Below are 20,535 nucleotides of genomic sequence, written 5' to 3'. Positions count from 1 at the left end.
CCCCCTTCGTCCATGCCCATCGCCTCCGATCCGTCCGCCGCCGTTTCCGCCCAGGCTTGCTGGGTGGTCAGCCCCGGCCTCGCCGAGATCCGCGACGAAACCCTGCCACCGCTTCCCGAAGGCTTCGCCCGCGTGCGCACCCTGCACACCGGCGTGAGCCGGGGCACCGAGGGCCTGGTGTTCCGGGGCGAGGTGCCCGCCAGCGAGGCGCAGCGCATGCGCGCGCCGTTCCAGGCGGGCGATTTCCCCGGCCCGGTGAAATACGGTTACGTGAACGTGGGTGTGGTCGAAGCCGGGCCGCCCGAGCTGCTCGGGCGCGAGGTGTTCTGCCTCTATCCGCACCAGACGGTGTTCCAGGTGCCCGCGTCCGTGCTGGTGCCGCTGCCCGCCGGGGTGCCCGCCGCGCGCGCCGTGCTGGCCGCGAACCTGGAAACCGCCATCAACGCCCTGTGGGACGGCCAGCCCAACCCAGGCGAGCACATCGCCGTGGTGGGCGGGGGCACGCTCGGCCTGCTGGTGGCCTGGCTCGCGGCGCGCCTGCCCCAAGGCCGCGTGCAGGTGGTGGACACGAACCCCGCGCGCGCGGGCATCGCGGCCACGCTCGGTGCCGGTTTTGCCCTGCCCGAAGCGGCGCAAGCCCAGGCCGATCTGGTCATCCACACCAGCGGCCAGTCGGCCGGGCTGGCCACCGCGCTGCGGCTTGCGGCCTTCGAGGCCACGGTGCTCGAACTCAGCTGGTACGGCAGTCGCCCGGTCAGCGTGCCGCTGGGCGAGGCCTTCCATTCGCAGCGGCTCACGCTCAAGAGCTCGCAGGTAGGCCATGTGGCCAAGCGCCAGCGCGACCGCTGGAGCCACCGCCAGCGCCTGGAACTCGCGCTCTCGCTGCTCACCGAGCCGGCGCTGGACGCGCTGGTCACCCACAGCGCACCCTTCGCCGAGCTGCCGCAGGTGCTCGCGCGGCTGGCCGGCGCCGGTGCGCCCGACACCCTGTGCCAGCGCATCGACTACCCTGCGTGATCCTTCCCGCCTTTCAAAGGACCCCCGACCGATGTACGCCGTCAACGTCAGAGACCATTTCATGATCGCCCACAGCTTCCAGGGCGCGGTGTTCGGGCCGGCCCAGCGCATGCACGGCGCCACCTACGTGGTGGACCTCGAACTGCGCCGCGAGGCGCTGGATGCCGACGGCATCGTGGTCGACATCGGCCTGGCTACGCAGGTGCTGCGCGAGACACTGGCCGTGCTCAACTTCCAGAACCTGGATGAGATGCCCGAGTTCAAGGGCCGCAACACCACGACCGAGTTCCTGGCGCGCGTGATCTTCGACCACATCGCCGTGCGCATCGCGGCCGGCGCGCTTGGTGCGCAGGCGCTGCCCACCGCGCAGTCGGCCGGCCTGCGGCAGATGAAGGTGACCCTGCACGAATCGCACGTGGCCTGGGCCTCGTACGAAGGCCCGCTGCCGGTCTGAGCCATGCCCGGCCAGCGCGTCTGCCACTTCCTGCTGCCGGGCGACTGGCACATCCCCACGGGCGGCTACACCTACGACCGCCGGCTCTCGCTCGCCCTGCGCGAGCACGGCTGGACGGTGCTGCCCGAGGTGCTGGAAGGCGCCTGGCCCTGGCCCGACGACAGCGACCTCTCGGCCGCCCGGGCCCGCATCGCGGCCCTGCCCGATGGCGCGCTGGTGATCGCCGACGGCCTGGCCTTCGGCGCCCTGGCGCGCGTGGTCCGGCCGCATGCCCAGCGCTTGCGCTGGGTTGCCCATGTGCACCACCCCCTGCACCTGGAAACAGGCCTGAGCGCGGCGGACAGCGCACACCTGCGCACGGCCGAGGCGCAAGCCCTGCAACTGGTGCGGCAGGTGGTGGTGCCCAGCCGCCGCACGCTCGACGACGTGGCCGCCCTGGGCGTCCCGCCCGAGCGCATCGCCGTGGTGGAGCCGGGCACCGACCCGTCGCTCCCACCGCCGCCCAACCCCCGGCGCGACGGCCCGGTGCAACTGCTTTGCGTGGCCACGCTCACGCCGCGCAAGGGCCATGCCCTGCTGCTGAAAGCGCTGGCCAGCCTCACGCCACTGCCATGGGTGCTGCACCTGGTGGGCAGCGCCGAGCGCGACCCCGGCACCGCCGCGCGCCTGCAGGCCCTGGCCGCGCCGCTGGGCGAGCGCGTCGTCTGGCACGGCGAGCTGCCGGGCCCAGCGCTGCGCGCGCACTACCTGGCGGCCGATGTCTTCGTTCTGCCCTCGCTCTACGAGGGCTACGGCATGGTGATCGCCGAGGCCATCGCCCACGGCCTGCCGGTGGTCACCACCGACGGCGGGGCGCTGGCCCACACGCTGCCGCCCGGCGCAGGCCTGCAGGCGCCTGCGGGTGACGGGCCAGCCCTGCGGGCCGCGCTGGAGCGCGTGCTGGCCGATGCCGGGCTGCGCGAGCGCCTGGGCGCTGGCGCGCGCGAAGCCGCCGCCGCGCTGCCCACCTGGCCGCAGCAGGCAGCGCGCTACGCGGCCGTGCTGGAGGCCATGGCATGAGCGCCGCGCAGGGCCGTTCCCAAGCAAGCTCCGCAGCCCGCGGCGCCCACTTCAGCGCCGACTGGCTGCAACAGCGCGAACCCTTCGACACGGCGGCGCGCGACGAGGCCGCCAGGCACCTGCAACTGGCCGCGCGGTTCCATGCCATGGCCCCACCCGCGGGCACACCCTGGCGCGTGATCGACCTGGGCTGCGGCACCGGCGCGAACCAGCGCTGGCTCGCGCCTCGCCTGGGCGGAGCGCAGCAATGGCTGGTGGTGGACCACGACGCCGCGTTGCTGCGCGGCTGGCCACCCGGCGCCAGCGGCCCGGGTTTCGAGGCGTCCATCGTCTGCCGGCAACTGGACCTCGCGCGGCATCTGGACACGCTGCCCTGGCACGCAGCCCACCTCGTCACCGCGTCGGCCTTGCTGGATCTCGTGAGCGCCGACTGGCTGCAACGGCTGGTGTCTCACGCCGTGGGCGCGCGCGCGGCCATGCTCTTCACGCTCAGCGTGGACGGCCGCCACGACTGGGAGCCGGGCGACCCGCTGGACTCGACCGTGGGCCGGCTCTTCGCCCGGCACCAGCGGCGCGACAAGGGCTTTGGCCCCGCGCTCGGTGCCGCCGCCGTGCCGGCCTTGCGCCGCGCGCTGCAGGGCAGCGGCTACCGCGTGTTCAGCGCGGCCAGCGACTGGCGCATCCACAGCCTGGAAAGCGCACAGGCCGGCGCGCTGCACCGCGCGCTGGTCGACGGCATCGCCCACGCCGCGTGCGAGCAGGAGCCCGCGTCCATCGCCGCGCTGGAAGCGTGGCGGCAACGGCGGCACGCGAAGGCCACCTCGGGCAGCCTGCGCGTGGGCCATGTGGACCTGCTCGCCTTGCCCTGACCGGCCCTCAACCCGCCGCTGCACGCGCGCGCCTGGCCGCGATCGGGCTCGTGTTCATCGACATCCTCGAGTTTTTTCCGGGCTGCGGCGATACTGGCGATCCCGATTCCTGGAGTTCCCATGCTTCCCGACACGCCTTTGCTTCTGGCTTTCGTGGGCGCCAGCCTGGTGCTGGCCCTGACCCCCGGTCCCGCCGTCGTCTACATCGTGGCCCGCACCCTGGCGCAAGGGCGCGCCTGCGGTCTTTCGTCCGTGCTGGGCGTGGCCCTCGGCAACCTCGCCAACGCCCTGGGCGCCGCGCTCGGGCTGGCCGCCCTGTTCGCCGTGTCGTCGGTGGCCTTCACGGTGGTGAAGTGGGCCGGCGCGGCCTACCTCGTGTACCTGGGCGTGCGCATGTGGACGGCGCCGCCACCGGTGGCCGACGGCGCCACGCCCAAGGTGCCGTCGCAACCCCTGCGGCGCGTCTTCCGCGATGGCTTCCTGGTGGCGCTGCTGAACCCGAAAACCACCCTGTTCTTCGCTGCTTTCCTGCCGCAGTTCATGGACGCGCACGGCGCCAGCCCCTTGCTGCAGACCCTGGCGCTCGGCGGCGTGTTCGTGGCCATCGCGTGCTGCACCGACATCCTCTACGTGCTCACCGCCAGCCTGGTCGCACCGCGCCTGGGCCGCGCGGCACGGCATGGTGTCTGGGGCAACCGGATCGCCGGCACGTCCTTCATCGGCCTGGGCGTGCTCACGGCGATGGGGTCGCGGCCTTCGCGTTGATGAAGGACCGACGCGCTGCATGATGAACCTCTACGAAGTCATCCGCTGGGGCAACGACTCGGACGACGTCTTCACCGGCGGTCCCAACGGCCCCGACACCTGTTTTCTCGTTCGCGCCGGCTCGGTGGAGCAGGCGGCCAGCCTGGCCGACGCCGAGTTGGCCAGGCGACCATCGCAGGTGGTTGAAAACTGGGCCGGCGCCGTCCACCTCCTGGGCTGCGAGCAGGCGAGGGAAGACGTCCCTCGGCTGCTGCGAGGACCCTACCTCCAGCACGCCTATACCCATGGCTGGCGCTGCTGGCATCGGGACGCTCCCTCGGACCCCTGGGTCGAACACCAGGTCGCTGCCGCCGACGTGGCGTCCAACGGACCCACATGAAGCGGTTGTCGTGCAGCCGCTGCCAGCGGCCTGTTTCTTTCACGCCCACAAGACGGGAGGAGTTGCGGCGGTGCCGGCAGTTCCTGGCATTCGCTGCGGCCCTGGCCGCCGTTGCCGTTGGGCTGTCCCTGGCCGGCGTTCCTCTGTGGCCCTGGTGGGTCGGTGCGATGGCGGCCTTTGTGCTGAGCCAGGCCGCGCTCAAATGGCAGGCCAGCCGATGGGCCTTCTGCGATCCCTGCCAGCAGGGCCGTTATGTCTACCGGCGCGCGACGAGCCCCCGCGATGAATAGGGCCGGGTCGTTGCCGCGGCTCAGACGCCCAGGTACTGTTCCAGCAACTCCGGCTGCGCGTGCAGCTGTTCCGAGCTGCCTTCGAAGACCACCTCTCCTTTGACGAGGATCACGTTGCGGTCGGTGATCTGGGTGACGTGCTTCCAGTTCTTGTCCACGATCACGCTGCTGATGCCGCTCTCCCGGATCAGGCCGCAGATGCGCCAGATTTCGCGCGCGATCAGGGGCGCCAGGCCCTCGGTGGCCTCGTCGAGGATGAGCAGATCGGGGTTGGTCATGAGCGCGCGGCCGATGGTGAGCATCTGCTGCTCGCCGCCGCTGAGCTGCTGTCCACCGTGGTTAAGGCGTTCGGCCAGGCGGGGGAAGGTCTGCAGCACGCGGTCGTAGGTCCATTCGCGCTGGCCCTGTGTGCCGGCCCGGGCCGACATCACCAGGTTCTCGCGCACGCTCAGGTTGCCGAAGATGCCACGGCCTTCGGGCACATAGGCGATGCCCAGGCGGGCGATCTCGAAGGTGGGGGCGCCGGTCATGTCCTGGCCCTTCACATGCACCTTGCCACCGCTGGGCTTGACGATGCCCATGATCGACTTGAGCAGGGTTGTCTTGCCCATGCCGTTGCGGCCCATCAGTCCGATGGTCTGGCCTTTGTCGACGGTGAAGTCCACGCCGCGCAGGATGTGGCTCGCGCCGTAGTGGGTGTGCAGGCCCCTGGCCTGGATCAGCGCGCTCATTCGTGCTCCTCGCCGAGGTAGGCCGCCTGCACGCCCGCGTCGGCGCGGACTTCGGCCGGCGTGCCACTGGCGATCACCTGGCCGTTGACCATGACGGTGAGCCGGTCGGCCAGGGTGAACACGGCATCCATGTCGTGCTCCACGAGCATCATGGCGTGGTCCTTCTTGATTCTCAGCAGCAGCTCCACCATGCGCTCGGCCTCGGCGTGGCCCATGCCGGCCAGAGGCTCGTCGAGCAGCAGCACGGTGGGTTCGGTGGCCAGGGTCATGGCAATCTCCAGCTGGCGCTGCTCGCCATGGCTGGTGGTGCCCGCAATGGCGCCCACGCGGGCCGTGAGGCCGGCGAGTTCGATGGCGCGTTCGCAGCGGCGGTTGACGTCGGTCATCGCGCTGGCCGCCGAGAGCCAGCGCAGCGGGTTCCACGGGCCATGCCGTTCACGCGACTGGGCGGCCAGGCGCACGTTGTCCCACACGGTGAAGGGCAGGAAGATGTTGGTCTTCTGGTAGCTGCGGCCCAGGCCCAGGCGCGAGATGCGTTCGGGGTTCTTGCCGGCCGTTTCGGTGCCGTTGAGCGTGATGCGGCCGGAGGTGGGAGGCAGGTCGCCCGAAAGCAGGTTGGTCAAGGTGGACTTGCCCGCGCCGTTGGGGCCTATGACGGCGTGGATGCGGTCGCGGTGCAGGTCCACCGACACGTCGTTGACGGCGGCCAGGCCACCGAAGCGCTTGGTGAGGCTTTTCGCCGAGAGCAGGAGCTCGCTCATGGGGCACCTCGCTTGCGGGAGAACTGCGCCACCAGACCCAGCAAGCCGCGCGGCGCGAACACCACGATCAGCACGATGAAGCTGCCCATCAGCAACTGCCAGTGCTTGGTGAGGTCCTTGAAGAAGTGCATGACGTACTCGAACGCGAAGGCCCCCACGATGGCGCCCGCGAAATTGCCCATGCCGCCGAGGATGACCATCATGATGGCGTGCGCGCTCATGTGAAAGCCCATGAGTTCGGGGTTCACGTAGCCGGTCTGCGCGGCCCACAGGAAGCCTGCCACACCGGCCAGCGCACCGGCGAGGGTGAAGGCGGCGAGCTTGTAGCCGAAGGTGCCGTAGCCCACCGCGCGCATGCGGTGCTCGTTCACGCGGATGCCGGCGAGCACGCGCCCGAAGGGCGAGAACAGCAGGCGCCGCAGGAAGGCGTAGACCAGCACCAGCAGCAGCAGGGTGAAGTAATAGAAGGTGGTCTTGTTTTCCAGGTCGATGCCGGTCCAGCCGAACAGCGAGGCGTCGGGCCGGAAGTTCACGTACAGGCCGTCGGAGCCGCCGAGCGCCTTGTTGTCGAAGAACAGGAAGAACACCATCTGCGCGAACGCCATGGTGACCATGATGAAATAGATGCCGTGCGTGCGCACCACGAAGAAGCCGATGATCAGCGCCGCCAGGCCCGCGCCCAGGGCCGAGACGGGCAGCGCCCACCACAGGCTGATGGGCGTGTCGGCCGGCGTGAGGAACGCCAGGGCGTAACCCGCCAGACCGAAGTAGGCGGCGTGGCCGAGCGAGACCAGGCCGGTCACGCCCTGCAGCAGATCGAGGCTCATCGCGAAGATGGCCAGGATCATCATCTGCGAGAGCATCTGCAGGTAGAAGTCGACACCCGTCAGGGGCATGAGCGGAAAGGCGGCGAGGGCGATGGCGCCCAGCAGCAGGATCACCTGCATGCTGCGCGGCAGCTTTTCCAGCTGGGCTTTGGGCGAACTCATTGTTTGAACAGCCCTTCAGGCTTGTAAAGCAGCACGGCGGCCATGAGCATGTACACGGCCATGCCGGCGATCTGCGGCACCAGCACCTTGCCGAAGGTGTCCACCAGGCCCACCAGCAGCGCGGCCACGAGGGCCCCGCGCACCGAGCCGATGCCACCGATGACGACCACCACGAAGCACATGATCAGCACCGAGCTGCCCATGCCGGGGTACACGCTGGAAACGGGCGAGGCGATCATGCCGGCGATGGCCGCCAGGGCCACGCCCAGCGCGAACACCACGCCATGGATGAGGCGGATGTTGATGCCGAGCGACTCGGTCATCTCGCGGTTGAAGGCGCCCGCGCGGATCTTCATGCCCAGGCGGGTCCTGGAGATGAGCAGGTACAGGCCGAGGGCGAGCGCGATGCACACGCCCGACATCACCAGCCGGTAGACCGGGTAGGACAGGTTGTCGGTCAGCGGGATCGACCAGTTGAGCAGCTCGGGCACCGGCACCGAGTGCACATCGTCGCCCCAGAGAATGGAGCGCACTTCCTCGAAGATGTAGATCAGGCCGAAGGTCAGCAGCACCTGGTCCAGGTGGTCGCGGTGGTAGAAGTGGCGGAACAGCAGCCACTCCAGCAACCAGCCCAACGCCACGGCGATGACCGTGCCGAGCACGATGGCCAGCACCAGGCTGTCGAGTTGCGACACCAGGAACCAGGCCAGGTAGGCGCCCAGCATGTAGAAGCTGCCATGCGCGAGATTGACCACGCCCATGATGCCGAAGATCAGGGTGAGCCCGGCCGCCAGCATGAACAGCAACAGGCCGTACTGCAGGCTGTTGAGCAACTGGATCAGGAAGTTGGCGAAGTCCATGAAGCGGGGCGGTGAGGATCAGGCCAGGAGGGCGAGCAAAAACCAGACCAGCGCCTGTGGGCGCCGGTCTGTGGAGGCACGAGTGAGGCGGGGGCGATCAGCCCATGCGGCAGCCGGTGGCCGGGTCGGCCACGGCTTTCTGCGCGATGCCGATCACCTTGTTTTCCTTGTTCTCGACCTTGCGCATGTAGATGTCCTGGATCGGGTTGTGGGCCTTGCTCATGGTCCACTTGCCGCGCGGGCTGTCGATGGTGGCGCCTTCCATGGCGGCGTACAGCGCCTTCTTGTTGTTGAGGTCGCCATTGACGGCGTTGGCGCCCTTGATCAGCAGCAGGCCAGTGTCGTAGCCCTGCACGGCATACACGTCGGGCTGCAGGCGGAAGGCCTTGGCGTACTCCAGGCGGAACTGCTTGTCGCGCGGCGTGTTGAGCGAGTCGCCGTAGTGCATGGTGGTGAGCACGCCGTTGGCTGCGGGGCCTGCGGCCTCCAGCGTGCCTTCGGTCAGGAAGCCCGAGCCGTACAGCTGGATGCTCTTGTTCAGCCCGGCCGCGGCGAAGTCGGTCATGAACTTGGCGGCACCGCCACCGGCGAAGAAGCAAGCCACGGCATCGGGCTTGAGCGAGGCGATCTCGGTCAGCAGCGCCTGGAATTCCACGTTCGGGAAGGGCAGGCCCAGCTTCTTCATGATGGTGCCGCCCGCCGCGGTGTAGCTCTGCTCGAAGCCCTCGAAGGCTTCGTCGCCGGCCGCGTAGTTCCAGGTGATCCACACGGCTTTCTTGTGGCCGTTGGCCACCATGGCCTTGCCCAGCGCCAGCGTGGGCTGCGAGTTGGTGAACGAGGTGCGGAACACGTTGGGGGCGCACTGGGCGCGGGTGGCCACGTGCACGCCTGCGTTCGGGATCAGGTTGAGCACGCCGGTGTCGCGCGCCACCTTGTGGATGCCCATCTGCACGCCCGAGTGCACGGTGCCCACGAGCACGTCCACCTTGTCGCGCTGCACCAGGCGGGTCGCGTTCTCGATGCCCTTGGCGGGGTTGGACTCGTCGTCCACCTTGAAGTACTCGACTTCACGGCCACCGAGCTTGCCGCCTTGCTCGTTGAGGGCCATGCGGAAACCATTCTCGATCGCCACGCCGAGTTGGGCGAAGGTGCCGGTGTACGGCAGCATGAAACCCACGCGCACCTTGTCCGACTGCGCACGTGCCAACTCGGGCAGCAGCAGACCGGTGGATGCGGCGCCGATCACGGCGGCGCTGCGGGTCAGGACGATTCGGCGGGTGGTCATGGAGTTCTCCTGTGGGTGGTTGCCGGAATGCGGTTCACTGTAGACGCGGGGTAGGGGGTTGACGATCCAGAATTACCCGTACTTGAGGTCTAAAACATTTATGTGTGAATTTAAGAGGGCTGCAGAGCCTGTGCCAGCCAGTCGCGGCACCAGGCCACGCCGGCCGCCACGGCCTCGGTGCCGTCGGAGGCATCGTGGCGAAACACGTCGCCGATGCGCACGGCGCCCAGGTCGGCCAGGCGCTCGTCGAAGCGCAGGCCGCCGTTGCAGAAGGTCTGGGTGTAACTGCTGTCGCCCAGGGCGATCACGCCATAACGCACATGGCCCAGGTACCTGGGCTCGCTGTCCAGGGACTGGTAGAGCGCTTGCGCGTTCTCGGGCACATCACCGGCACCGTGGGTGGATGAGCATATGACATATAGTGCATCCCGGTCGAAGGCGCGGATGTCCAGGCCGTCCATGCGCTGAACTTCGATGGGATGGATCAGGTCGGCGCAGTCCATCTCGATGGCACGTGCCACGTTCTCGGCGGTGCTGGTCACCGTGCCGACGAGGATGATGAGGGGACTGGAAGCGGCGTTCATGATGCAGAATCTGCAATATACTTCATGAACTTTCGGCTGAGCACCGGGTAAACCCGAGGTGGTGCTTGGCCTGCCCGGAGGGACTCGAACCCCCGACCTGCTGCTTAGAAGGCAGCTGCTCTATCCGGTTGAGCTACGGGCAGACAGGGCGACTGACGATGTAAAAAAGGCCCACACTGTGGGCCTTTTTGTTCTTGATGAATGGTCGGAGCGGCGGGATTCGAACTCGCGACCCTCTGCTCCCAAAGCAGATGCGCTACCAGGCTGCGCTACGCTCCGACTAAGCGGCGAATTGTACCTGCTGAAACGCGGTGTTCCGGCCGGGCTCAGCGTTTTTCGTATTGCGTCTTGCCAAACAGCACTTCGCGCGACTGGTCATCGGTGATCGGTTTGCGCGCGTCGGCCAGCACCGCCACGCCGCGTTGCACCGCGGGGCGGGCCGCAATGGTGTCGAACCACTGTTTCAGGTGCGGGAAGTCGGCCCAGTCGATGCCCTGGTTCTGCCAATTGCGCAGCCAGGGGAAGATCGCGATGTCGGCGATGCTGTACTGGTTGCCGGCGATGAACTTCTGCGCCTCGAGCTGCCGGTCCATGACGCCGTAGAGCCGCCTGGCTTCGTTGGTGTAGCGATCGATGGCATAGCCGATCTTTTCGGGCGCGTACTGCCGGAAGTGGTGGTTCTGGCCGAGCATGGGGCCCACACCGCCCATCTGGAACATCAGCCACTCCAGCACCTTGAACTTGGCGCGGTCGCTCTTGGGCAGGAACTTGCCAGTCTTGGCCGCGAGGTAGAGCAGGATCGCGCCCGACTCGAACAGGCTGATGGGCTGGCCATCGGGACCGTCGGGGTCGACCAGTGCCGGAATCTTGTTGTTCGGGCTGATCTTGAGAAAGGCCGGTTCGAACTGATCGCCCTTGCCGATGTTGACGGGGTGGACCCGCCAGTCCCGGCCGAGCCGCAGTCCACACTCCTCCAGCATGATGTGAACCTTGTGTCCATTGGGGGTTGGCCAGGAGTGGACGTCGATCATGGAACTTGCCTTTCTTGCGGGAGGGTGGCTGAGGAGCAGGCCACTCTACGGGAATTCAAAAACCCGTGCTCACCCTCCCGGCATGCCGGCTCAGAAACCGCGCGTGACAGGCATCTCGACCTCGGTCTTCACCAGCATGTGCTTGGCCAGTTCCAGCTTGGCGATGGACTGGCGGTGCACCTCGTCGGGGCCGTCGGCCAGGCGCAGGGTGCGCTGGCCGGCGTAGGCGTAGGCCAGTGGGAAATCGTCGCTCACGCCGCCGCCGCCATGGGCCTGGATGGCCATGTCGATGATGTCGCAGGCCATGTTGGGCGCCACCACCTTGATCATGGCGATTTCGGCCTTGGCCACCTTGTTGCCGACGGTGTCCATCATGTAGGCCGCCTTGAGCGTGAGCAGGCGCGCCATTTCGATGCGGCAGCGCGCATCGGCGATGCGCTCGTGCCAGACCGATTGGGCCGACACCGGCTTGCCGAAGGCCACGCGGCTGTTCAGGCGCTTGCACATCAGCTCCAGCGCGCGCTCGGCCGCGCCGATGGAGCGCATGCAGTGATGGATGCGGCCCGGGCCGAGGCGGCCTTGCGCGATCTCGAACCCCCGGCCTTCGCCGAGCAGGATGTTGCCCACCGGCACGCGCACGTCCTTGAGCACCACTTCCATGTGGCCGTGCGGTGCGTCGTCGTAGCCGAACACCGACAGCGGCCGCACCACGGTGATGCCTTTGCTGTTGGCCGGCACGATGATCATGGACTGTTGCGAGTGGCGCGGCGCTTCGGGGTTGGTCTTGCCCATCACGATGTAGACCGCGCAGCGCGGGTCACCGGCGCCGGAGGACCACCACTTGCGCCCGTTGATGACGTAGTGGTCGCCGTCGCGCTCGATGCGGCACTGGATGTTGGTGGCGTCCGACGAGGCGACCTCGGGTTCGGTCATCAGGAAGGCCGAGCGGATCTCGCCGCGCAGCAGCGGCTCCAGCCACTCGTCCTTGAGCTCTTCGCTGGCGTAGCGCTCGAAGGTTTCCATGTTGCCGGTGTCGGGGGCCGAGCAGTTGAAGACCTCGGCCGCGAAGGGCACGCGGCCCATGATCTCGCACATGGGCGCGTATTCGAGGTTGGACAGGCCCTGCGGCGCGCGCGGGCTGCGCGGCAGGAACAGGTTCCACAGGCCGGCCTTGAGCGCCTTGGGCTTGAGTTCCTCGATGATCGTGGTGGGCAGCCAGGGGTTGCCCTTGGCGCGGTTGGCGGCGATCTCGGCGAAGAAGCGCGCTTCGTTGGGGTAGATGTGCTCGTCCATGAACGCCAGCAAACGCTCGCGCATGTCCTTGACCTTGTCGGTGTAGTCGAAATTCATCTTGGCTCCAGTGGAAAAAGGGTGTGGGCGTGAAGGGGTTCAGCGGGCGCTGGCAAACCCCCAGGCCATCTCGGCCAGGGGGCGGGCGCCGGCGGCGGATTTCACCGCCTGTTCGTTGGACGCGGTGCCGGTTTCCACCCGCTTGGCAATGCCCTGCAGGATGGCCGCGAGGCGGAACATGTTGTAGGCGAGGTAGAAGTTCCAGTCCGCCTTGAGCTGCCCGGGGCTGGCGATACCGGTGCGTTCGCAGTAGCGCGAGATGTAGGCGTCTTCGGAAGGGATGCCCAGCTCGGCCAGGTCCAGCCCCTGGATGCCGCGGAACATGCCGGGCGGGATGTGCCAGGACATGCAGTGGTAGCTGAAATCGGCCAGCGGGTGGCCCAGCGTCGAGAGTTCCCAGTCGAGCACGGCGAGCACGCGCGGCTCGGTGGCGTGGAACATCAGGTTGTCGAGGCGGAAGTCGCCATGCACCACCGACACCATGGACTCGTCGCGCGCCATGGCCGGGATGTTCTGTGGAAGCCATTCCATGAGGCGGTCCATCTCCGGGATGGGCTGCGTGATGGAGGCCTGGTACTGCTTGCTCCAGCGGCCGATCTGGCGCTCGAAATAGTTGCCGGGCTTGCCATAGTCGGCCAGGCCGATCGCGTCGGGCTTGACGGTGTGCAGCGCTGCCATGACGCGGTTCATCTCGTCGTAGAGGGCGGCGCGTTGCGCGCGGTCCATGCCGGGCAGCGACTGTTCCCAGAGCACGCGCCCGTCCACGCACTCCATGACGTAGAAGGCCCGGCCGATCACCGATTCGTCTTCGCACAGCACGTGCATCCGCGCCACCGGCACACCCGTGCCGTGCAGCGCGCTCATCACGCGGAACTCACGCTCGATCGCATGGGCCGAGGGCAGCAGCTTGGCCACGGGCCCGGGCTTGGCCCGCATCACGTAGGCGCGTTGCGGCGTGATGAGCTTGTAGGTGGGGTTGGACTGGCCGCCCTTGAACATCTCCACCGAGAGCGGGCCGGCGAAGCCCGGCAGCCGGTCTGTCAGCCAGCGTTCGAGGGCCGGGACGTCGAAGGTGTGTTGTGCCGCAACGGGCCGGGTGCCGACGAAATTCTGAGTGTCGCTCATGGTGTGCGGCTCAAGGCCGTTGTGGGTTGACGGGCCTGAAGCAGCAGTGGCGACAACGCCGGGGTCAGGACTCGGCTTCGGCGATGCGCATGAGCATGTCGCGGTTGCGCACCACCACACCGCCTTGTTCGATGCGGATCGCGTCCTCGCGCTCCATCGACTTGAGCTCCTGGTTCACGCGCTGCCGCGAGGCGCCCAGCAGTTGCGCCAGTTCCTCCTGCGCGAGTTGCAGGCCGATGCGCATTTCGCTGCCGTCGGCCAGGCAGGGCACGCCGTAGCTGCGCACCAGGTGCAGCAGCTGTTTGGCCAGCCGCGCGCGCAGGGGCAGGGTGTTGAGGTCTTCCACCAGGCCGAACAGCGTGCGGATGCGCCGCGCCTGCAGTCGCATGAGCGCTTCGTACAGCTCCACATGCGCGGCCAGGATCTTCTGGAAATCGGTGCGCGCCACGCACAGCAAGGTGGTGGCGCCATGCGCGTAGGCATCGTGCGTGCGCTGGTCGCCGTCGAACATGGCCACATCGCCGAACCACACCCCGGGCTCCACGTAGGTCAGCGTGATCTGCTTGCCCGAGAGCGAAGTCGAACTGACGCGCACCGCCCCACGGGCGACCGCCGACCATTCGGTCGGTGGGTCGCCGCGTGCGACGATGAGGTCGCCGTCCTTGAATCGCTTGACGTGGGCGCATCGGAGGATGTCGTGACGCAGGGAAGGTGAGAGGCTGCTGAACCAGCGACCGTTGTTGATCGCCTCGCGTTCTTCCATTGTCAGAATCGGTTCGTCCATGGGCTGTCTTTTGAGTGACTGAGGGTGGCCTTCATTGTCGCCACTGGGACGCGGCGGACAGATCAGGGTATGCGCGCAGACCGCGTCAACGGTAGTTGGCGGCCCGCTTTTCCATGAAGGCCGTGATGCCTTCGCCTGCGTTGGCGTGGTGCAGGTTGCGCACGAAATGATCGCGCTCGGCCGAAAGCTGCGCGTGCAGGGTGACTGTCGGGGCGTCGTTGGCGAGTTCCTTGATGCTGCTGAGCGCGTTGGGCGCGCGCGCATTGAGGCGTTCGCACAGCGTCAGCGCGTCGTGCAGCGCTTCCCCTGGCGTGCTGGTCTGGGTGATGACGCCCAGTTGCTGCAGCCGCTCGGCGCCGATGCGTTCACCGCACAACAGCAACTGCAGCGCCGTGGCCCGGGGCAGGGCGCGCATCAGGCTCCAGGTGGCCCCGCCGTCGGGCGACAGGCCCACGCTGCTGTACGACATCGCGAACACGCTGTTCTGCGCGGCGATCACCAAATCGCAGGCAAGCGCCAGCGAAAAACCGGCACCGGCGCACGCGCCTTCCACGGCCGCCACCACGGGCTTGGGGAAGGCGCGGATGGTCTCGATCCAGTTGTGCAAACCCTCGATGCTCTGCGCCTGCACCTCGGGCGGCTGCTGCCGGTTGGCCAGCAGCCGCTGCAGGTTGCCGCCGGCACAGAAGTGCGCGCCCTCGCCCGTGAGCACCACGCTGCGCACATCGGGGCTGCTTTCGGCCACGTTGAGCGCTTCCACGCCAGCGGCGTACATGTCGGGGCCGAGGGCGTTGCGGTGTTCCGGGTTGCTGATGGTCAGCACCATGGTCTGGCCATGGCTGTGGCTCTTGAGGCTGGCGGTCATGCGGTGTCGGTCCTTGCGGTCGGGATTCACGCTTCTTCGTGCGTCAGGCTCAGGCCCAGCGCGCCACGGCGGCGCAGCCAGGGGGAAGGGCGGTAACGCGGGTCGCCATACACCGTCTGCAGGTTGAACAGGACCTCCAGCACGTTGGTGGGACCGATGCGGTCGCCCATCGCCAGCGGTCCCATCGGGTAGCCCAGGCCGAGCGTGACCGCCACGTCCAGGTCGGCTGGCGAGCAGATGCCCTGCTGGCACATGTCGGCCGCGATGTTGACGATGGTGGCCACCACGCGCTGCGTGACGAAACCACCGCTGTCGCGCACCACGCTCACGGCCTTGCCGTCGCTGGCGAACAGGGCGTGAGCGGCGTCGCGCATGTCGGCCCGGGTGGCGGGGTTGGTGGCCAGCACGCGGCGGCGGGTGGAGGCGTCGTCGAGCATCATGTCGATGCCCACGGTGCGCGACGCGTCCAGGCGTTCCACGGCGGCCAGCGTGGTCACGTCCAGGCCCAGCGGCGCGACCAGGATGAGCGCGGCGGCCGACGGTGCAGCGGCTGTCTCGATCTGCGCGCCCAGGTCCTTGAGCAGCTGATAGAGCTCCGCCCGGCGCGCGGCCTTGGGCGAGACCCAGATCGGTGGCAGTTCCGCCACGGTTGGCGCGGCCACGTCGGCCGGCACCTGGGCCACGCCCTTGTCGTAGGCATAGAAGCCTTCGCCGACCTTCTTGCCCACCACGCCCCCAGCCAGACGCTGGGCGGTGATCACGCTGGGGCGGTAGCGCGGCTCCTCGAAATACTGGTGGTAGATCGACTCCATCACGGGGTGCGACACGTCCAGCGCCGTCAGGTCCATCAGTTCGAACGGGCCGAGCTTGAAGCCCATCTGGTCCTTGAGGATGCGGTCGATGGTGGCGAAATCGGCCACGCGTTCGCCCACCACGCGCAGAGCTTCGGTGCCGTAGCCGCGGCCGGCGTGGTTGACGATGAAGCCCGGCGTGTCTTGTGCCGACACCGGCGTGTGGCCGAACTGGCGGGTGTAGTCCGTCAGGCGCTGGCAGACCGTGGCGCTGGTCTTGAGGCCGGCAATGACCTCGACCACCTTCATCAGGGGCACCGGGTTGAAGAAGTGGTAGCCAGCGAGTTGGGCCGGGCGCTTGAGCGCGGCGCCGATCGAGGTGACCGAGAGCGACGAGGTGTTGGTGGCCAGCACCGCATCGGGTTGGACGATGGCTTCGAGATCGGCAAACAGGCGTTGCTTGACGTCGAGCCGTTCGACGATGGCTTCCACCACCAGATCGCAGGGCGCGAGGTCGGTCAGCGCGCCGGCCAGGTGTACCCGTGCCAGGCAGTCTTCCATCTGGCTGGCCTCCATGCGGTTCTTGCCCACCAGCGTCTGCCAGGTGCCTTGAAGGGCGGCGCGGGCCGCCTCCGCCGCGCCGGCTTGTACGTCGAAGAGCCAGACCTGGCTGCCGGCCTGGGCCGCCATCTGGGCAATGCCGCGGCCCATGGCACCGGTCCCGACGATGCCCGTATGAAGAAATATGGGTTGCATAAGTGTGTTGTATTTGGAATGAGGGTGCCTGGAGCTATGACAAAATGATCCAACGAAAGAACGAAGGGCTTCCAACGTGCGCCAGACATGGACAGGCTGTATTTTGCTATTAACTGCGCTGGGCAGTTCGGCGGCCACGCTGGGGCGGCACAGCGGTGCAGCTGTCATCGGACAACCTCTCGATGTCCGGGTCCAGGTTCTTCTCGCTCCGGGTGAGGATCTTGCCAACCAGTGCCTCAATGCGGATGTCTTCTTTGGCGACACGCAAGTGTCGCCCGGTCTGGTTCGCAGCACGCCCCAGAAAGCCGAGACCGAGTCCTCGGTGCGCATCCAGACCCGGCAGCCCATCAACGAACCCATCGTCACCTTGTACGTGCGTGCCGGCTGCGGCACCGCCTTCACCCGCCGCTTCGTGCTGCTGGCCGACCCGCTCAACGAGCCGATGGCATCGGTCGACCGGTCCAACAACCCGGTGGCCGTGGCGCCCCCGGCGGTGGTGCAGGCACCTTCCATGCCTGCGGGCCCCGGTGTCGCGGGCGGCAGCCCGGTAGGGAGCGGCACCGCCAGCGCTCGGCCACCCGTTGCGGCTGGGCCTGAGGCTTCGCCATCGGCACGGCCTGCGCCCAAGCCCGCCGCGAAACCGGGTGCCTCTGCATCGCCCCGTGCGAGCAGTGTCGTGCGCCGTCCACCGGCACCCCCTGCGGCGCCCCGCCTGCAGCTGGACCCGATCGATCTGGATGCGGGCATCGAGCGCGACCCGACGCTCAAGCTCTCGCCCGTCTTGCTGAGTGAGCCCGCCACCTCCGAAGAAGCCCGCGCCGCCGCCGGCCAGCTCTGGAAGTCTCTCAGCGCCTCGCCGGAAGACATCCTGCGGGACGCCCGGAAACTCGCGGCGCTGGAGGCGGAAACCGAGCAATTGCGCAGCGCCCGCGCCCAGAGCCAGAACAGCATTGGAGAGCTGAACGCCCAGCTGAACGAGGCGCGTGACCAGCGCTACCGCAACTGGCTGGTGTACCTGCTGGGCGCGCTGCTGTTGCTGACGCTTCTGGCGCTGCTGATGGCGTCGCGCCGCCGTCCAGCCCACGCCGGGTCCGAGGCGTCCCGTGCGTGGTGGTCCTCGACGCCTGAAGACAAAACCATGCCGGCACAGCTTCGCAAACCCGTGCGCCAGGGCGCCCCGACGGTGGCGGCACCCGCACCCGGCGGGGTGGAACTCGACCTCCACCTGGACCAGGATTCGTCGCTGGACGATTTGCAGGCCCTTGATGGCGCCGCTGCGCGCAAGAGCGATGCACAGCCGGAATCGGCGGCTGCGCTGCCATCGCGCGACCGTCGGGATTTTTCACCGAGCGCCTTGGGCATCTCCCGTTCGGTGGCCACGGAAGAGCTGTTCGACGTGCAGCAGCAGGCCGACTTTTTCGTGTCTCTGGGTGAGGACGAACAGGCCATCCAGGTGCTGCGCAACCACCTGGCAGAGAGCCATGAGCCCAGCCCCCTCGCTTACCTGGATCTGTTCAAGCTTTATCACCGCCTGGGGCGTCGCGAAGACTACGACGCCCTGCGCGACGAGTTCAACCACGTCTTCAATGCCGGCGCGCCGCCCTTCAACCGCTACACGGACGGTGGCCGAGGCCTTGAGGCCTACGAAACGGCCTTCAGCCGCATTCAGTCGCTGTGGCCCGAACCCCGGGTGCTGGACCTGATCGAGGAGTCGATCTTCCGGGACGCCAGCGACGACGAAGTCGAGGTGTTCGATCTCGAGGCGTACCGCGAGCTGTTGCTGCTGCACGCGATGGCCAAGGAGCTGATCAAGCGAGACGATCCGCCTGCGGCAAAGCACAGCGAATTCCGGCACACGAGCATGCAACCGCTGAAGGCCGACGGTCGGCGTCCGGGCTCGCCAGCCGGCAGGAAGCCCCCTGTCGCTGAAGAGCCTGCTGGCGGCCGCAACACCCAGCCGATGGACCTGGGTGTGCTGGTGCCTGCGTCGTCCCACCTGGGCCTGGACATCAACCTGAACGACCTCTCCGAGTTCTCCGCCTTCGAGGCCTTGCTGCCAGAGGTGTCGCCGCCCGTGGAGCCGACCGCCAAGGCGGGTGACGCCCAGGACCTGCCCCTGAGCAACCTGATCGATTTCGAGGTGTTGGACTTCATGCCACCCGACGACGAACCAGGCTCGAAGCCGGATGGCAACCGCTGACTCCCTTGGTACCCAGAAAAAACGCCGGTGACAACCGGCGTTTTTTCTGGGGTGAGGTCGATCGCCGTCATCAGCGTCGAACCTGCAGCGCGCCTGGATTGACGATATTGGTCGGTGTGCCCTTGATGTAGTTGACCACGTTGTCGAACGCGGAGGAGAAGTACATCTCGTAGCTGTCCTGCTCGACATAGCCGATGTGGGGCGTGCAGATGCAGTTTTCGAGCCGCAACAGGGCATGGCCTTGCAGGATGGGCTCGGATTCGAACACGTCGATCGCGGCCATGCCAGGGCGTCCCCGGTTCAGTGCGGCGATCAGCGCCTCGGGCTGGATGAGCTCGGCGCGGGAGGTGTTGACCAACAGCGCGGAGGTCTTCATAGCCGCGAGGTCTTCGGGTGTCACACAGCCCGCGTTGGTCTCGCTCAGCCGCAAATGCAGGCTCAGCACGTCGGCCGTTTCAAACAGGGCGGCCTTGCTGGGGGCCACGTCGAAACCATCGGACGCGGCGCGGGCACGGCTTTCTTCGCTGCCCCACACGACCACGCGCATGCCGAAGGCCCGCCCGTAACCTGCCACCATCTGCCCGATGCGGCCGTAGCTCCAGATGCCCAGCGTCTTGCCACGCAGCACCATGCCCACGCCGAAATTGGCGGGCATGGCCGCAGCCTTCAGCCCGGCCTGTTGCCAGGCGCCATGCTTGAGGTTGGAGACGTATTGCGGGATGCGGCGCATGGCCGCAAGCATCAGGGCCCATGTGAGCTCGGCGGTGGAGACGGGTGACCCCACACCTTCGGCCACCGCGATGCCGCGCTCGGTGCAGGCATTGACGTCCACATGCCCGCCCACGCGCCCGGTCTGGGCAATGAGTTTGAGGCGGGGGAGTTTTTCAACCAGCTGACGGGTGATGGCGGTGCGTTCCCGGATCAGGACCAGCACATCGGCATCGCGCAATCGGATGGACAGCTGGCCCACGCCCTTGACCGTGTTGGTGAAGACTTTGGCCGGGTAAGGCTCCAGTTTCTCGGCACACCGCAGTTTGCGCACAGCGTCCTGATAGTCATCAAGGATCACAATATTCATGACCCTATTGTGCCTTCACCTCCCAGGCCTTCCGGGCCGCTGACCCCTGGTTACAAGCAGGCAAGGCGCACCGGGAGCCTGGCGGGTGGCCGCGTGCTCTGGCGGCGGCCGAGTTCAGGCCGCGCGCGTGGACAGCTGGCGTTCCTGGTCGGCAAGTCGATCGAGTTCGGCGCACACATCGTTGATGCGGCCCGATATCACCAGCCTGACACCGGCTCGGTGCGCTGCCACAGGGCCGGTCTGCTGCAGCACGCGCACACGAGGCACAGGGTCCGCTGCCGGTGGCACGGCCCGCAAGACAGGTGGCGTGCGGGCCGTGCTGGCGCGCTTGAGCCACCCGGCACGCGCAAAGCGCTGCACAGCCCGCGTGGCCACGGGCTCGTTGGCGGCCGGTGCCCGGCGAAGGGCGGGAGAGGGCAACCAGCAGTCGATCAACTGCAAAGGGGCGCGCCACGTGTTGGTGTTGAAAATTTTTCCCATGCGAAACTCCATTGGGTGGGGTTGAACACAGG

General features: G+C 67.7%; 21 protein-coding genes and 2 tRNA genes. 7 read left to right on the top strand and 16 right to left on the bottom strand.

Features of this window, described 5'->3' with window-relative positions; all coding sequences use genetic code 11:
* The first annotated feature begins 12 nt into the window (after positions 1-12).
* The 6 genes from ACODTB_RS15780 (at position 13) to ACODTB_RS15755 (ending at position 4,543) form a co-directional block, all read left to right on the top strand.
* Entirely contained in the window at positions 13-1,017 is a 1,005-nt protein-coding gene (locus ACODTB_RS15780) for a zinc-dependent alcohol dehydrogenase (RefSeq protein WP_291117166.1), read from the top strand.
* 31 nt (positions 1,018-1,048) lie between these two features.
* Positions 1,049-1,471: a 6-pyruvoyl trahydropterin synthase family protein gene (locus ACODTB_RS15775; RefSeq protein ID WP_291117163.1), complete on the top strand. Its 423-nt coding sequence runs from the start codon at positions 1,049-1,051 to the stop codon at positions 1,469-1,471.
* A gap of 3 nt (positions 1,472-1,474) precedes the next feature.
* On the top strand, positions 1,475-2,530 hold the full coding sequence (locus tag ACODTB_RS15770) for a glycosyltransferase family 4 protein (RefSeq protein WP_488929466.1): 1,056 nt from the start codon (positions 1,475-1,477) through the stop codon (positions 2,528-2,530).
* The gene (locus tag ACODTB_RS15765; RefSeq protein ID WP_291117157.1) at positions 2,527-3,399 is read left to right on the top strand and encodes a class I SAM-dependent methyltransferase; all 873 of its coding nucleotides are present in this window, start codon (positions 2,527-2,529) and stop codon (positions 3,397-3,399) included. Before ACODTB_RS15770 ends, ACODTB_RS15765 begins: the two co-directional genes overlap by 4 nt.
* Positions 3,400-3,519: 120 nt before the next feature.
* Positions 3,520-4,164, top strand: coding sequence for a LysE family translocator (locus ACODTB_RS15760; protein ID WP_291117154.1), 645 nt, complete (start codon positions 3,520-3,522; stop codon positions 4,162-4,164).
* A gap of 19 nt (positions 4,165-4,183) precedes the next feature.
* Entirely contained in the window at positions 4,184-4,543 is a 360-nt protein-coding gene (locus tag ACODTB_RS15755; RefSeq protein WP_291117151.1) for a hypothetical protein, read from the top strand.
* A gap of 310 nt (positions 4,544-4,853) precedes the next feature.
* Here the strand turns inward: ACODTB_RS15755 and ACODTB_RS15750 are convergent, their stop codons facing one another.
* From ACODTB_RS15750 to ACODTB_RS15685, 14 genes are all read right to left on the bottom strand, one after another.
* The gene (locus ACODTB_RS15750; protein WP_291117148.1) at positions 4,854-5,564 is read right to left on the bottom strand and encodes an ABC transporter ATP-binding protein; all 711 of its coding nucleotides are present in this window, start codon (positions 5,562-5,564) and stop codon (positions 4,854-4,856) included.
* A complete protein-coding gene (locus tag ACODTB_RS15745; protein WP_291117146.1) occupies positions 5,561-6,325 on the bottom strand; it encodes an ABC transporter ATP-binding protein in 765 nt (254 codons plus the stop codon). The genes ACODTB_RS15750 and ACODTB_RS15745 overlap by 4 nt, the downstream gene beginning before the upstream one ends.
* On the bottom strand, positions 6,322-7,314 hold the full coding sequence (locus ACODTB_RS15740) for a branched-chain amino acid ABC transporter permease (RefSeq protein WP_291117143.1): 993 nt from the start codon (positions 7,312-7,314) through the stop codon (positions 6,322-6,324). The genes ACODTB_RS15745 and ACODTB_RS15740 overlap by 4 nt, the downstream gene beginning before the upstream one ends.
* On the bottom strand, positions 7,311-8,174 hold the full coding sequence (locus tag ACODTB_RS15735; protein WP_291117141.1) for a branched-chain amino acid ABC transporter permease: 864 nt from the start codon (positions 8,172-8,174) through the stop codon (positions 7,311-7,313). Before ACODTB_RS15735 ends, ACODTB_RS15740 begins: the two co-directional genes overlap by 4 nt.
* Positions 8,175-8,271: 97 nt before the next feature.
* Positions 8,272-9,459, bottom strand: a complete 1,188-nt coding sequence (locus ACODTB_RS15730) for an ABC transporter substrate-binding protein (protein ID WP_291117138.1) — start codon at positions 9,457-9,459, stop codon at positions 8,272-8,274.
* Between the two features lie 110 nt (positions 9,460-9,569).
* Positions 9,570-10,043: a flavodoxin domain-containing protein gene (locus ACODTB_RS15725; protein ID WP_488929465.1), complete on the bottom strand. Its 474-nt coding sequence runs from the start codon at positions 10,041-10,043 to the stop codon at positions 9,570-9,572.
* A gap of 66 nt (positions 10,044-10,109) precedes the next feature.
* Positions 10,110-10,186: transfer RNA gene (locus tag ACODTB_RS15720), tRNA-Arg, on the bottom strand.
* Positions 10,187-10,245: 59 nt separating this feature from the next.
* Positions 10,246-10,322 (bottom strand) — tRNA-Pro (locus ACODTB_RS15715).
* Between the two features lie 47 nt (positions 10,323-10,369).
* The gene (locus tag ACODTB_RS15710) at positions 10,370-11,074 is read right to left on the bottom strand and encodes a glutathione binding-like protein (RefSeq protein WP_291117132.1); all 705 of its coding nucleotides are present in this window, start codon (positions 11,072-11,074) and stop codon (positions 10,370-10,372) included.
* Between the two features lie 90 nt (positions 11,075-11,164).
* Positions 11,165-12,424: an acyl-CoA dehydrogenase family protein gene (locus ACODTB_RS15705; RefSeq protein WP_291117129.1), complete on the bottom strand. Its 1,260-nt coding sequence runs from the start codon at positions 12,422-12,424 to the stop codon at positions 11,165-11,167.
* Positions 12,425-12,463: 39 nt separating this feature from the next.
* Entirely contained in the window at positions 12,464-13,549 is a 1,086-nt protein-coding gene (locus tag ACODTB_RS15700; protein WP_291117126.1) for a phosphotransferase family protein, read from the bottom strand.
* 64 nt (positions 13,550-13,613) lie between these two features.
* A complete protein-coding gene (locus ACODTB_RS15695; protein WP_291117123.1) occupies positions 13,614-14,333 on the bottom strand; it encodes a Crp/Fnr family transcriptional regulator in 720 nt (239 codons plus the stop codon).
* An 85-nt stretch (positions 14,334-14,418) separates the two neighbouring features.
* Positions 14,419-15,198: an oxepin-CoA hydrolase, alternative type gene (locus tag ACODTB_RS15690; protein ID WP_291117120.1), complete on the bottom strand. Its 780-nt coding sequence runs from the start codon at positions 15,196-15,198 to the stop codon at positions 14,419-14,421.
* A 26-nt stretch (positions 15,199-15,224) separates the two neighbouring features.
* Complete coding sequence (locus tag ACODTB_RS15685; RefSeq protein WP_291117117.1) at positions 15,225-16,745, bottom strand: 3-hydroxyacyl-CoA dehydrogenase; 1,521 nt, start codon at positions 16,743-16,745, stop codon at positions 15,225-15,227.
* A 268-nt stretch (positions 16,746-17,013) separates the two neighbouring features.
* On the opposite strand from ACODTB_RS15685, the gene ACODTB_RS15680 reads away from it, so the two are divergent.
* Positions 17,014-18,945: a type IV pilus assembly protein FimV gene (locus tag ACODTB_RS15680; RefSeq protein ID WP_291117114.1), complete on the top strand. Its 1,932-nt coding sequence runs from the start codon at positions 17,014-17,016 to the stop codon at positions 18,943-18,945.
* Positions 18,946-19,015: 70 nt separating this feature from the next.
* Here ACODTB_RS15680 and ACODTB_RS15675 read toward each other — a convergent pair whose 3' ends face one another.
* Positions 19,016-20,023, bottom strand: coding sequence for a D-2-hydroxyacid dehydrogenase family protein (locus ACODTB_RS15675; RefSeq protein ID WP_291117111.1), 1,008 nt, complete (start codon positions 20,021-20,023; stop codon positions 19,016-19,018).
* Between the two features lie 114 nt (positions 20,024-20,137).
* On the bottom strand, positions 20,138-20,503 hold the full coding sequence (locus tag ACODTB_RS15670; protein WP_291117108.1) for a hypothetical protein: 366 nt from the start codon (positions 20,501-20,503) through the stop codon (positions 20,138-20,140).
* Between the last annotated feature and the right edge of the window lie 32 nt (positions 20,504-20,535).

The organism is Hydrogenophaga sp. FG152, assembly GCF_057809615.1.
Note: the sequence above shows the minus strand (reverse complement) of the source record. Positions and strands in the feature narration are given on the sequence as shown.